This window comes from Sorangium sp. So ce296, from assembly GCF_051529605.1.
Classification (GTDB): domain Bacteria; phylum Myxococcota_A; class Polyangia; order Polyangiales; family Polyangiaceae; genus Sorangium; species Sorangium cellulosum_D.
Genome location: NZ_CP150325.1, coordinates 9,886,174 through 9,898,853 on the forward strand (window position 1 = coordinate 9,886,174; position 12,680 = coordinate 9,898,853).

10 protein-coding genes are annotated in these 12,680 nt (G+C 75.3%); 1 reads left to right on the plus strand and 9 read right to left on the minus strand.

Annotated elements, in window-relative coordinates:
• Positions 1-14: 14 nt before the first annotated feature.
• From WME98_RS36670 to WME98_RS36690, 5 genes are read right to left on the minus strand one after another with little or no spacing between them, the layout of a single operon-like run.
• Positions 15-1,604, minus strand: a complete 1,590-nt coding sequence (locus WME98_RS36670) for a trypsin-like peptidase domain-containing protein (protein WP_437339473.1) — start codon at positions 1,602-1,604, stop codon at positions 15-17.
• Positions 1,604-2,698 (minus strand): S1 family peptidase, encoded by a 1,095-nt coding sequence (locus tag WME98_RS36675; RefSeq protein WP_437946299.1) that lies wholly within the window; start codon positions 2,696-2,698, stop codon positions 1,604-1,606. The genes WME98_RS36670 and WME98_RS36675 overlap by 1 nt, the downstream gene beginning before the upstream one ends.
• Before the next feature lie 16 nt (positions 2,699-2,714).
• The gene (locus WME98_RS36680; RefSeq protein ID WP_437946300.1) at positions 2,715-4,535 is read right to left on the minus strand and encodes a Stp1/IreP family PP2C-type Ser/Thr phosphatase; all 1,821 of its coding nucleotides are present in this window, start codon (positions 4,533-4,535) and stop codon (positions 2,715-2,717) included.
• Entirely contained in the window at positions 4,532-6,550 is a 2,019-nt protein-coding gene (locus WME98_RS36685) for an FHA domain-containing protein (protein WP_437946301.1), read from the minus strand. The genes WME98_RS36680 and WME98_RS36685 overlap by 4 nt, the downstream gene beginning before the upstream one ends.
• Before the next feature lie 39 nt (positions 6,551-6,589).
• The gene (locus WME98_RS36690; RefSeq protein WP_437946303.1) at positions 6,590-7,435 is read right to left on the minus strand and encodes a hypothetical protein; all 846 of its coding nucleotides are present in this window, start codon (positions 7,433-7,435) and stop codon (positions 6,590-6,592) included.
• 202 nt (positions 7,436-7,637) lie between these two features.
• Between WME98_RS36690 and WME98_RS36695 the strand changes: the two genes are divergently transcribed.
• A complete protein-coding gene (locus tag WME98_RS36695; protein WP_129574434.1) occupies positions 7,638-8,027 on the plus strand; it encodes a hypothetical protein in 390 nt (129 codons plus the stop codon).
• 80 nt (positions 8,028-8,107) lie between these two features.
• On the opposite strand, the gene WME98_RS36700 is transcribed toward WME98_RS36695, so the two are convergent.
• The 4 genes from WME98_RS36700 to WME98_RS36715 form a co-directional block, all read right to left on the minus strand.
• Positions 8,108-9,220 (minus strand): tetratricopeptide repeat protein, encoded by a 1,113-nt coding sequence (locus WME98_RS36700; RefSeq protein ID WP_437946304.1) that lies wholly within the window; start codon positions 9,218-9,220, stop codon positions 8,108-8,110.
• Positions 9,217-10,308: a low-specificity L-threonine aldolase gene (ltaE, locus tag WME98_RS36705; protein ID WP_437946305.1), complete on the minus strand. Its 1,092-nt coding sequence runs from the start codon at positions 10,306-10,308 to the stop codon at positions 9,217-9,219. The genes WME98_RS36700 and ltaE overlap by 4 nt, the downstream gene beginning before the upstream one ends.
• A gap of 65 nt (positions 10,309-10,373) precedes the next feature.
• Positions 10,374-11,948: a GMC family oxidoreductase gene (locus tag WME98_RS36710; RefSeq protein ID WP_061621451.1), complete on the minus strand. Its 1,575-nt coding sequence runs from the start codon at positions 11,946-11,948 to the stop codon at positions 10,374-10,376.
• Positions 11,945-12,532, minus strand: coding sequence for a hypothetical protein (locus tag WME98_RS36715; RefSeq protein WP_437946307.1), 588 nt, complete (start codon positions 12,530-12,532; stop codon positions 11,945-11,947). Before WME98_RS36715 ends, WME98_RS36710 begins: the two co-directional genes overlap by 4 nt.
• Between the last annotated feature and the right edge of the window lie 148 nt (positions 12,533-12,680).

The following is a 12,680-nucleotide window of genomic DNA, read 5'->3' on the forward strand; positions in this document are numbered from 1 at the left end:
TCTCTCGCGCGGGGTCAGCGCAGGATGGCGTCGAGCAGGTCGATGCGCATCCCGAACTTGTAGGGGGAGGCCTTGACCACCTCCGTCTTCTGGCCGGAGATCGTCTCGTCGTTGCCCTCCAGGTAGCCGCCGGCGTTGATGCCGATGACCTTGCCCTGGCCGTTGAAGATGGGGCTCCCGTTCATGCCGCTCGTGCTGCGGGCGTCGTGCTGGATCAGCCAGGCGTCGGCCGCGGCCGCGGGCCGGCCGTTCGCGCCGGTGATCCGGCCGATGTTGGCGGCCAGGAACGTGGCGACCGGGTTCGCGGCGTCGGTGAGGCGCTCGGGGAAGCCGATCAGGTACACGTCGTCGCCCGCGCCGGCCGCGGCGAGCTCCTCCCGGGTGGCGAGCTCCAGGACGGCGGCGGCGCGCCCCGCGATCGACACGACGCCGATGTCCGGGGTGAGCTGGTCCGCGCTGTCGCGGTACTGGGGGTGTGTCCGCATGCTGGTCACGGCGAAGCTTATCTGGCCCCGGCCCTCGTTCTCGAGCGCCACGATCGTGCCGCCGCGGCGCTTGGCCGCCGTGATGCAGTGCGCGTTCGTCGCGAGGACCGAGGGCCGCACCGCGAACGCCGTGCAGAACCCCTCGCGCCCCGAGGCGAGCATGAAGATCCCCTTTCTGGAGCGGTCGTGGAGGTTGCGCCCGAAGTTGGCGTTCGAGGGGTGCAGCGTGCCGAGGCGCCGCTCGATCTCCTTGCGCCGCGGGTCCTCGGGCGGGAGGCGCGCGAGCTCGGCGCGCAGCTGGCTGATCTCGTCGTGGGAGGAGCGGTTGTAGAGGATGAGGCCGACGAGGCTCGCGAGCGCGACCACGAGGAGCGAGGCGAGGATGTAGGTCGTGCGACGCTGGCCTGCGGTCGCGGCGTGCACCTCCTTGTGGAGCATGGCGTTGAGCTCGACGGTGCCGCGGGGCTTCGCGCGCCCCGTGGCGGCCGAGACGGCCGAGGAGATCATCATGGCGATCGTCCGCTCGCCGACCCGCCGGGCGCCGGCGGGCGGCGCGGCGGCGACGTGCCCGGGGTGGGCCGCGGCGGGCGCGGCGTAGCCCGCGGCTTGCGCCGGGAGAGCGGCGGCGGGCGCGGGGTGGCCGGCGGCCGGCGCCGGGTACGCGGCCGGCGCGGGATAGCCGGCCGCCGGCGCCGGGTACGCGGCGCCAGCCGGGTACGCCGCGGGCGCAGGGTAGCCCGTGGGCGCGGGGTAGGCCGCGGCGGGCGCGGGGGGAGGCGGCGCCGCGTGCGCCTGCGGCGGACCCGGAGGCCGACGCTCGACGACCTCGATCCGCACCCGCGGGCCCTTCGCGCCGAACGTGACCTCGTCGCCCGAGGCGATCGCGTGCCGCTTGATCCGCTGCCCGCCCGCGTAGGTTCCGTTGCGGCTGTCGAGGTCGTACAGCACCCAGCCCGCCGCCTCGAGGCGCGCCTCGGCGTGGTGGCTGCTCGCGTCGCGATCGTGGTTCGGGTCGAACACGACGTCGTTGTCCGGCGCGCGGCCGAAGCGCACCACGCGCTTGTCATGGAGCTCCACGGACCCGGCGTTGCGCCCGAACGTGTGCACGACGCGCAGCATCACGGCGCGGGGACCCCCTTCAGCAGATCGATGCGCATCCCGATCCGGAACGGCGAGCTCTGCGTCACCGTCGTCTTGCGCCCGTCGATCGTCACGTCGTCCTCGTCGTCGATGTGCGCGGCATGGATGCCGATCACGTGCCCGTACTGGTTGAAGATGGGGCTCCCGCTGTTGCCCCCGCGCGTGACCGCGTCGTGCTGGATGACGACGGCGCGGTCCGGCGTCGTCGCCTCGTCGTCGATGCCGGTCACCCGCCCGATGCGGCCCTCGAGGAACGTCGCCGAGGGGCTCAGCGGATCCATCAGCCGGCCGGGGAAGCCGAGGACGTAGGCGTCGTCGCCCGGCCCGATCGCCCGCAGCTCGGCGTCGTTCGCGAGCTTCACCGTGTGCGACGCCCTGCCGTCGATGCGCAGCAGGGCGACGTCCGGCGAGCCGGCCCCCGCCTGCCCGGGCTTGTACGCCGGGTGGGCCGACATCGCGACGATGCGGAGCCGCGTCTTCCCCATCGAGTCGTTCTGCGTGACGATCGGGGTGCCGCCGCGCGCGCGGCAGTCGCGGACGCAATGCGCGTTCGTGGCGAGCAGATCGGGCGCGACGGCGAAGGCCGAGCAGCAACCGCCGATGCGGTTGTCCACCTTGTAGCCCATCACGTAGAGGGCGAGCCGGTTCTGCTCGAAGATGGCGCGGCCCGAGAGCACCTGCTCCGGGATCTCGCCCGTCGGCCGCGCGGCGGGCGCGACGCCGAGGCCGACCTCGCGCGCCAGCGCGTCGGCCGCCAGGCGCGACCGGTACGCGACCACGCCCGCCACCGCCACAGCGACGAGCGCCGCGACGACGCCGAGCCCGAGCAGCAGGTTGTGGCGCGCCACCCGCCGCCGCGCCTCGTCCGCCTTGGCCCGCACGAGCGCGACCGCCTTGTCCTCGCGCTGCATCGCCTGCACGACGGCGTCCCTGACGATGCGCTGCGCGGTCTCGACGTCGACGCGGCCGTCCGCGTCCGGTCCCCGCGGGGGCGGCCCTTCCTGCGGGGCGGCCGGAGCCTGCCGGCCACGCTTGTCGTTGCTGCGCAGCATCGCGGTGGGTGGCGCGCGCACGTGCGCGGCGCTCAGCCTAACGGAGCAGGTAGTAGCCGGCGATGGTAACGCACGCGACGGCGCTCACGATCATCAAGATCACGAGCCACTGCGGCGCGCCGTCGGTCGGGATCATGATCGGCTCGTCGCCCTGGACGGGGGCGCGGGCCTTGCGCTCCTCCAGCGCGTCGTCCGCCGGCAGGGGCGAGATGACGGGGTCGTAGTCGTCGCCGTCCTCGTCCAGGTCGCTGTCCGCGGCGCTCAGCCACGACTTCGGCGAGGGGGGGCGCTGCGAGATCTTCTTCTCGTCGAGCTCCTTCACCTTGCGCGCCGGCTCGGACGCGGCGGCGTTCTGCGCGAGGAGGTGCTCGGGCAGCGAGTACTTCTGGTAACGGAGCTCCTCGATGTCCACGAGGTCCGGCTCGGCGAGCCCGTCGCCGTCGAACTTCGCGACCACCACCGTGATGTTGTCGTGGCCGCCCGCCTGGTTGGCCCGATCCGTCAGCACCTTGCAGGCCTCGATCGGATCGTCGACGGTCCGCAGCACCTCGCGGATCTCCTCGTTCCGCACCATGCCCGAGAGCCCGTCGGAGCAGAGCATCAGCGTGTCGCCCCGCTTGAGCTCCACGTAGGTGAGGTCGACCTGCACCGAGTCCGCCGTGCCGAGCGCCTGGAGGATGATGTTGTTGTGCTCGAAGGTCTCGGCCTCCTCCTCGGTGAGCTGGCCGGCCTCGATGAGCTGGTTCACGAGCGACTGATCGCGCGTCACCTGCACGAGCCGATCGCCGCGCAGGACGTACGCGCGGCTGTCGCCGACCTGACCGAGGAACAGGTGATCGTCCATGAGCGCGGCGATGGTCGACGTCGTCCCCATCCCGCGCCGGGTGCGATCGAGCTTCGCCTCGCTGAAGATCCTGAGGCCCGCGGCCTCGATCGCCTGCACGAGCCGCGCCGCGAGCTCGTCGTGGTCCTGCGGGGGACCGCCGGCGCTCATCCGCTGGTAGATGATGTCGACCGCGAGCTGGCTCGCGACCTCGCCGGCCGCGGCGCCGCCCATGCCGTCGCACACGCCGAGCAGCGCGCCGCGCTCGCCGACCACCTGGTAGCGGTCCATCTCCATCAGGCCGCGGCTCGCCTTGGTGAGATCCGCGACGATGAAGTTGTCCTCGTTGTGCTCGCGGACCTGCCCCACGTCGGTCCGGCCGAACAGCCGCAGCACGACCTCGGGTCGACGCGGATCGGCCGGCGCCGCGGCCCCGCCGTCCGTGTCGTCGGGGCGCTGCGCGCCCTCGGCCGGCTCGTCGCCAGCGGCGGGGCGCAGGGTCGAGCCGTCGCCGATGGTCTCCGCGGCGGGGGTCTCGCCGAGCGCGCCGTCGTGCGACGCGGCGACCGCCGGGGCCCCGAGGGAGGCGTGCGCGTGAACGCCGGCCGGCGGCGCGTCGGGGGTCGCCGCGTCCGCGAGGTCGTCCGACCGCGTCGGGCTTCCATCCGCGTCCTCCTCGCGCAGCCCGCCCGCGGTGAGCCGCACCCGCGGCGGCGGAGGGAGCTTCCTCCCGACCTTGTCGGGGCCTGGGGCGCCGGGCGCCTTCACGGATTTCACGGCGATGCCAGCCTTCTGTTCGCGCGCGGCGTTCGCGGCCGGGCGCATCTTGGGCGGCGGGGGCGGCTTCCAGTTCACGGGCTTGCCTGCTTCCAGAGACCCCGCCTTGCCGGCCTCGAGCGACGCGGCGCCGTGCGGGGAATCACCAAGGGCCTTGCCCGCGTTGCCGCTGGAGTCGGTCCCCACCGACGCCGCGCTCGAGAGCCCGTCGACTTCCAGCGCCTCGGTCGGCGTTTCGCGGACGGTCGGGTCGCTCATCGGGGGAGATCCACGCGGAACAGGTGCTGCCCGATGCGCACGAAGTCGCGATCGTGGAGGCTGACGTCCTCGCGGATGGCGACGTACGTCCCGTTCGACGACTCCAGGTCGGTGAGCGTGAACTCCCCCGTGGCCGGGTTCCTCCGGATGGCGGCGTGGCGTCGCGAGAGGAACGGGTCGGCCGTGAACACGATGTCTCCCGTTTCCCGTCCGATCACCGTCTCGTCCCGGTAGAGGTGGTACACGTCCCGCGTCACGCCCTCCACCGTCCGCTGGCAGAGTCGCGCCCGCCGGTGGATGGCGGGCGAGCCAAACAGCAACGTTCCATGCTGGATCGCATGGCCGAGGCCTCGCTCCCCGTCGCTCACGGTCTGAAACTGTAACACCTCAAGCCCCAGGAGGAGCAAGTCGGCATCTCGAAGGGCGTGCGTCTTCCGGATGCGCAGGTAGATGCGGTTGACGCTGCCCAGGTCACGGAGAACCCAGGACCCGTTCTGGGGAATGATCCGCGCGTGCCGCGGCGAGACGTACAGGTCGTCCTCGAGGACGATATCCCCCTCGGTGCGGCCGATGTCGATCTGCGGGCCGGTGAGGGGAAAGCTCTTCCCCTCGGTCCCGTCTTCGACGATCACGATGAGCTTGCCATCGGGCGCCCGGGCCGGCCGCGTGTCGGCCGGGACCCACGCCGGCGGGCGGACCGAATAAGACGCCCGCAGCGGAGCGAGCGGCACCTGGGAGGGCGGCGGCGCGCTGCCCGCCTCGGTCGAGATCGGCCCGACGGCGTCGCCCTGCGGGGGCCGCGGCGGATCGTGCGGGGGCCGCGGCGGGTCGCGCCCGACCTCCGGGGCGAGCGAGGGCGCGAGCTGCGGGCGGTCGGCGGTGGGCCTGGACGGGCGCTCGGAGACGGGCCGCTCGCCCTCGAGCGGCGCCCCGCAGTACTTGCAGAACCGCGTGCCCGCGAGGCACTGGCCGTGGCAGCGCGCGCACTCGACCGGCCGGGCCGGCGCCTTCTGCGACGACGCGATGTCGAGCACCGGCGAGCCGACGATCTTGTCGGGGGTGCTGCCGCTGGCCGGGGGAGGGGGCGGCTGGGCGACCGGCGGCAGCGGAGGCGGCGCCGGCCTGGCCGGCGGCGAGGCGCCGGGGCCCTGCCGCAGCGCGTCCGCGGCGCCGGGGCGCTCGTCGCGCGACGCGGGCGGCGGCGCGGCCTCGGGCGCAGGCGCGTGCCGGGGCGCGGCCTCCTGGACCCCCCGCGCCGTCGTCTTGGTCTCGTCGGGCGGCGGGTGCGCCACGTACGGCGCGGCGGGGGACAGCGCGCCGTCCGGGTCGCTGCCCCTCGCTCGCCTGGGCGCGACGCTCGCCGGCTGCAGCGCCGCCGCCGGCGCGGCGCCGTCCTTCCGGTGGAGCGGCGCGCCGCACGTCACGCAGTAACGATAGCCCGGCGGGTTGTCCCCGCCGCAGCTCGCGCACGAGAGCCCCAGCAGCGCCTCGGTGATCGAGGGCGTCGCCTGCGCCACGGACGGCGCCTCCGCGTCGCTCCGGTCCGCGGGCCGCGGCCCTTGCAGCGCCGGCGCCATCTGGATGGCGCTGTCCAGCGCGCCCACGGCCGGCGTCGGGGCGCCCTCGCGCGCGGGTGCGGAGGCGGACCGCGCGGCGATCTCCGCGCGGCCGTGCGCCGCCGGCATGGAAGGCTCCGTCCTCGCCGAGCCGATCGGGCTGAACGAGAACACCGGCGCCTCCGGGCGAAGGCGCCCCGGCGCGCCGCGGGCCCCCGGCGCCCGGGCGGCCCCGCGGGCGTCGTTCGCGGGCGGCGCGTCCGCCTGCGCGGGCGAAGGCAGCGCCGGGAGCGACACCTGGGGTAGGCCGCTCGGCGGCGTCGGCGGGGCGACGCGCGCCTCGCGCGCCTTGAGCCGTCGGCCGCAATCCTGACAGAACGTCAGATCGGCAGCGTTGTCGCGACCGCACACATCGCAGATCACGCTGCCGAGGGGACCGCGGAGCGACGGTCGAGTCAAGTGGACGGTGCGTTCTCTCGAGCGGGCAGGGGGAGCCGCTCAGCGCCGACCGAGCTCGGTCCGCACCTCGAGCAGGAGCTCGAAGCCCACGAACTGCGCGATGCCGGTGCCCCGCTCGTAGTTGGCCGTGTCCTTCCAGCCCGCGATCAGCACCGGCCGGTAGACGCAGCTGACGCCGAGCACCGCGCGGCGCGACACCTCCAGCTCGACGCCGACGCCGCCGAAGATGAGCGCGCCGCCCGTCTCGACGCCCCACTCGTTGCCGTAGACGACGCCGCCGATGCCGGCGGAAAAGTACGGGGCCGCTCGGTAGCCGATGTCCGGCATGTACCTCATCTCGGCGCGCAGCTGCTGGAAGATCCCGAGCCGGTAGAGGTTGCTCGAGTCCATCTTCGTGAACTGGTACGCGCCGCCGAAGTACCAGGGGCCCGGCGATCGGTAGCCGCCGCGGATCGCGAGCCCGCCGCCGCTGCCCAGGATGCACGAGTACAGCGGCCCCGATCTCGGGCAGACGGCGCCGGGGTCGAGGCTGATCTCCGCCACGAGGGCGACGCCGTACTGCGCGTACTCGACGTGCAGCGGCGGCGGCCGCGCGGCGAACTCGACGCGCGGCTTGACGGGAGGAGGCGGTGGCCGCGCGGCGGCGCCGCTCGCCTGCGCGTCGCGCGCGGCGCGTTCGGGCGCGGCGAGCGCGCCGTCGCTCCCGTCGCTCTCGTCGCGCGCGGCCTCGCCTGTCCGAGCGTCGGCGCGAGTGTCGGGCGCGGCGGCGGGGAGGTCGCCCTCGGCCTTGCCCTCCGGCGGCGCGGCAGGCGCTGTCAAGGACAGCAACGCGCTCGCCGCGAGGGTCGCGGCCGGGAGCGCGCCGGGCGGAGGTCGTAAACGCACGAGTTGCTTGAGATACGCGAGAGATCTGCCGCCGGCAACGCCCGTCCGCGCGCGGGCGGCGGGGCCCGGGGGCGGCTGTCAGTCCCCCGCCGCGCCGCCAGGAAAAGAGCGGACGGGAGGGGGAGGCGAGCGGTCTCGTGAAGCTCGACTCCATACGCCGCTTGACGGCAGCTGCGAGGGTCGCCTAAACGAAGCCACCTTCATGGAGATTCACCTCGACAAGCGTGCCGTAAAGCAGATCCGCCTCTCTGCGGCGGATGCCGTTGAGGAAGGCGACACCGAGGCGCTGCGCGAGGACGTCCTCGAAGCGTTCTCGGAAGAGCAGGTCGAAGAGATCGAGCGTCGTCTGGACAGCGGTGACTTTTTTGAGTTCTTGACCGACGTGCTCGACGAGTGGGGGGGCGACGACGTAGACGAGCTCTTCGAGCTCCTCGAGACGCAGCTCGGCGACATCGGCATCGACCTGAAGTACGAGCCGCGTGAGGACGACGACGACCTCGACGAGGCGGAGGACGACGACCTCGGCGACGATGACGACGACGAGGGCGACGACGACGCCGAGCTCGAGCCCGAGGACGACGAGGACGACTGACCGCGGGGCGGGCCGCCGAAAGGGCGGTCCATCGCCACGGCCGGCCGCCGACACGGCGATGCGCCGTGCGGCGTCCCGCGTCAGCGGTCCTTTTCGCCGTCTTTTCCGCCGTCGAGCTCGCGCACGATGTAGTCCGCGCACGGGCGCTGCGGCGCCGGGAGCGACGGGCAGATCGCGTGCGCGCATCGCGCGTAGCGCGACTCCGGGAGCTCCCGGGTGATGAGCGCCGCGGTCGCGCACGCCTCCTGGGTCCGGCCGTCCTCGCGCCACAGCTTCGCCTCGGCCCAGAGCGCGTCGTCGCGCAGGATGGACGCGGGGTGGTTCGTGTAGAGCTTGCGCAGCTCGCGGCGCGCGGCCGCGCGATCGCCGAGCGCGTCGCGGTAGAGCCGCGCGATCTCCAGCTGCGCGTCGTCGAACCGCGCGCGATCGTAGCTGCCGGTCGCGGCGGACTCGCGCGGCGCGAGCAGCTCCCTCAGGTAGCCGATGGCTTCCTCGGGGCGCCCGAGCGCGGCGGCGAGCTCCGCCGCGCGGAACAGCGCGTCGTCGGTCAGGCTGCCGGCCGGGTACGGGTGCGCGCGCGCGGCGGCGACGAGCGTACGCAGCGCGCCCTCGCGATCGCCGCTCTGCTCGAGGAGCAGGCCCGTGTGGTAGGCGACGTCCTGATCGAGCTCCGTCCCGCGGAACGCCGGGCCGTGCTGCCGCAGCCACGCGAGCGCGCTGCCCGCGCCGGCGCGCTCCTCCTCGCGCCGGAGGAGCCGCTTCAGCGCGTTGCGCGCGAGCCCGTGCGACGGGTTCCGCCGCGTCGCCGCGAGGAGCATCGCGTAGCCCGCGTCGGCGTCGCCGTGCTCGATCTCGAGGTCGGCGAGCTCGAACTCCGCGCGCACCGAGCGCGGCCCGCGCGGCGAGTCGGCGAGCAGCCGCTCGTACGACGCGCGCGCCTCGGCCCAGGCCTCGGCGCGCTCGAACGAGCGCGCTTGCAGGAGGCGCGCCTCGTCGCGGTCCTTCACGCGCAGCGCGCGCGACGCGGCGCCGTCGAACGAGCGGGCCGCCTCGTGGTAGCGCCCCGCGTGGTAGGCGCGCTCGCCGGCGGCCATCGCGGCGACGTAGGCGTCGCCGCGCGCGGGCGCGCACGCGGGGCCGAGCAGCGCGGCGATCGCGAGGGCGAGCGCCGAGGCGGCGGCGCGGCGGCTCATGTGCGCGCGCCCTCGTGGCCGCGATCGCGCGGCGTCGAGAGCACCTCGTCGAGCGCCTCGGCGAGGGCGCGGGCCGCGGGCGCGACCTGCTCCGGCGCGACGTCGAGGTGGGTCACGGCGCGGACGGCGCTCTTGCCGGTCGCCCCGATCAGCACGCCGCGCCGCCGCGCGGCGTCGACGAGCCGCTCGGCCGGGATCCCGGGCGTGTCGACGTAGAGGATGTTCGTCTCGGGCTCCTCGATCGTCGCGGGCGGCGCGGTCGCGCCCGGCCGGGCGGCGCGGCGCGCGGCGTCGCGCATCGCCCGCGCGATGGCGCGCGCGGCCTCGTGGTCCTCGGCGATGCGGCCCTGGTGGTGCGCGAGCGCGTACAGGGCGGCGGCGGCGAGCACGCCCGCCTGCCGCATGCCGCCGCCGAGCATCTTCCGGAAGCGCAGCGCGGCGCGGATCGCGTCGGCGCCGCCGCACAGCGCGGAGCCGACCGGGGCGCCGAGCCCCTTCGAGAAGCAGACGCTCACCGTGTCGAACGGCGCCGCGAGCTCGGCGACCGTCCGGCCCGAGGCGACCGCCGCGTTCCAGAGGCGCGCGCCGTCGAGGTGGAGCGCGAGGCCGTGCGCGCGCGCGACCTTCGCGATGGCGAGGACGTCGTCCTGCGGGAAGACGCGCCCGCCGGCCCGGTTGTGGGTGTTCTCGATCGCGACGACGCGCGTGCGCGGCTGGGTGTACTGCGGCGGCTTGATCGCGTCCTCGACGTCCGCCGCCGTGAACAGGCCGCCGCGCCCGGCGAAGGCGAACTGCACGCCGCTCCACGCGGCCCCGGCGCCGCTCTCGTAGAACGCGCAGTGCGCGCCCTCGCCCGCGATCACCTCGTCGCCGCGCTGCGTGTGGCAGAGCAGCGCGATCTGGTTGCCCATCGTCCCGCTGGGCACGAACAGCGCGGCCTCCTTGCCGGTGAGCTCCGCGGCGCGCTCCTCGAGCCTGCGCACGGTGGGGTCCTCCCGGTACACGTCGTCGCCGACCTCGGCCGCCGCCATCGCCGCGCGCATGGCCGCGGTCGGTCGGGTCACCGTGTCGGAGCGGAGATCGATCATCGCTTGCCTCCTGAAAACCTCGGCTGTCGGCCCGGCCGACATGCTAGCACCGCGCCCCCTCGCCCCTACGCGGGGCCCTCCGCCGCGAGCCGCGGGAACCGCTCGGCCATCCGCCACGCGATGCGCGTCGCCATCGCCATGATCGGCACCTGCGAGTTCACGCCGATGCTCGTGGGGAGGATGGAGCCGTCGGCCACGAAGAGCCCCGGCAGCTCGAAGCACTCGCCGCTCTGATCGACGATCCCGCGCCGCGGATCGTTCGCGACGCGCGCGCTCCCGAGCGGGTGGAACGCCATGCACTCGATGCGGCGCGCGTCGACGGGGGCGCGCTCGGCCGCGAGCGCGGCGTCCATCGACGTGATCGGCGGGGCGCCGATCATCGCGGTGTAGACCTCGCGCGCGCCGGCGGCGATCGCCATCTCGCTGAGGAGGGTGATCGAGCGGCGCAGCCGCGCGAGATCCCGCGGCGCCATCGCGTACGAGACGAGCGGCTCGCGGCCGAAGCCGGGGCGGACGCGGCCGCCGCCCTCGTCGTGGATCATGGCGCCGAAGACCGCGCAGCGCGGCAGCGCGCGGACCCGCCGCCGCAGCGCGGGCCCGACGCCCGGGAGCCCGGCCGCGAGCACGTTCACCGCCGAGTAGACGCCGACGAGCTTGATCCCCTCGGCGTCGAAGTGGTCGGAGTAGACGCTCTGGAGCGCGCCGTCCCAGCCGTTCAGCGCGTCGTCGAACCGCGCGACCACGCGCACCGCGGGGTGCAGCGTCACGTCGTTGCCGAGCGCGCCGCTCGCCTTGAAGGCGCCCGCCGTGCGGAGGAGCAGCGGCGTGTGCAGCGTGCCGCACGCGGCGACCACCACCTTCGCGCGCACGCGGAAGCGGCGCGGCGGGGCGCCGGGCTCTCCGCCGAGCAGCGTCCCCTCGACGCCGGCGGCGCGCCCGCGCCGCACGGCGATCCGCTCGACGAGCGCGTCGGCGACGACGCGCGCGCCGCGCGCCGTCGCCGACGGCAGGTAGGCGACGTCGACCGAGCGCTTCGCCCCGGCGGGGCAGGTGAAGTTGCACCGGCCGTTCCCCTCGCACGCGTCGCCGGTGTTGCGGCGGAGCGGGCGCATCGGGATGCCGAGCCGCCGCGCCCCCTCGACGAACCGCGCCGTCGACGCGGAGCGCATCGCCTCCGGGACCTCGCGGACGTGGAGCCGCTCCTCGACGCTCTCGTACGCCGCCTCGAGCGCCCGCTCCGAGAGCTCGTCGAGGCCGAGGTCGCGCACCCACCGCGCGTGGACGCTGCCCGGGATGCGGAAGCAGACCCCGCCGGTCACCACCGATGAGCCGCCGACCGCGCGCCCGAGCGTGAGGGAGATGATCGGCGTCTCGCCCACGCCGAACGCCGTGACCATGCCGCCCTCGCGGAACAATCGCCGCAGCGACTCGCTGGGCTTCCAGCGCTGGTAGTCGTCGGGGCGGTAGTAGGGGCCCTCCTCGAGCACGATCACGCGGCGCCCCGCCTCGGCGAGCAGCGCCGCCACCACCGCGCCGCCGGCGCCCGAGCCGACCACGGCGACGTCGCACGCCTCGTCGAACCCCGCCGGCAGATCGCGCCCGCGGACGATCGGCTCGCCCGACGCGATGGCGCCGCTCACGCGTCGCCCCGGGCGGCGGGCGTCGCGCGCGGAGGCTCGCCCGCGTCGGCGCGGGGCGCGGCCGGAGCGCCCGCGGCCGGGCGGAGCGCGGGCAGGCGGCGCCGCGCCGCGGTGCTCTCGCGATCGAGGCCCGTCAGCGCGAGCTCCGCGCCCTCCTCGAAGGCGGGGATGCACATCGGCACCTTGAAGGCGACGAGCAGCATCGCGAGGAGCCCGGAGCGGCTCGACTCCAGCGCCTCGAGGTAGGCGAGCCGCCGGCCCAGCGGGAGCCGGCTCATCCGGCCAAAGGCGCCGATCACGAAGGGCGGCAGGAGCTCGAGGCAGGCGGCCAGCAGCGCGAAGCCGCGCCGGGTCTCGGGGCTGGCCTGCCCGAGCGAGAGATCCAGCGCCGCGACCGCGCGCTCGCACACCTCGGCGCCCGGCGGGGCGAGCTCGCCGCGCTCGTCCTCGTCGCAGAGCATCGCCTCCGCGGCGGACCACGCGACGCGGCGCGCCCAGGGCGAGAGCCCGCGCCCGGGGCGGTCCAGCCGATCGAGCCCACGCGCGGCGCGCTCGCGCGCCGCATCTCCCGCGTTCTCCTGCATGGCCGCGAGAGCCTAAGCCCGGATCGACCCGGCGCCGAGGCCCAAGGCGGCGCGCGCCGCGGCCGGGTGATCCCGGGCGCTGGCCGCGGCCACGCGGAGGGGTCGCGTTCGAGGGTCGGCCGCCGCCCGCGGCGCTGCTCGTCGAGGC

Coding starts and splice junctions, on each gene's coding strand:
- WME98_RS36700 (WP_437946304.1), bottom strand. CDS start 9,220: ATGAGCCGCCGCGCCGCCGCCTCGGCGCTCGCCCTCGCGATCGCCGCG.
- WME98_RS36695 (WP_129574434.1), top strand. CDS start 7,638: ATGGAGATTCACCTCGACAAGCGTGCCGTAAAGCAGATCCGCCTCTCT.
- ltaE (WP_437946305.1), bottom strand. CDS start 10,308: ATGATCGATCTCCGCTCCGACACGGTGACCCGACCGACCGCGGCCATG.
- WME98_RS36715 (WP_437946307.1), bottom strand. CDS start 12,532: ATGCAGGAGAACGCGGGAGATGCGGCGCGCGAGCGCGCCGCGCGTGGG.
- WME98_RS36670 (WP_437339473.1), bottom strand. CDS start 1,604: ATGCTGCGCGTCGTGCACACGTTCGGGCGCAACGCCGGGTCCGTGGAG.
- WME98_RS36680 (WP_437946300.1), bottom strand. CDS start 4,535: ATGAGCGACCCGACCGTCCGCGAAACGCCGACCGAGGCGCTGGAAGTC.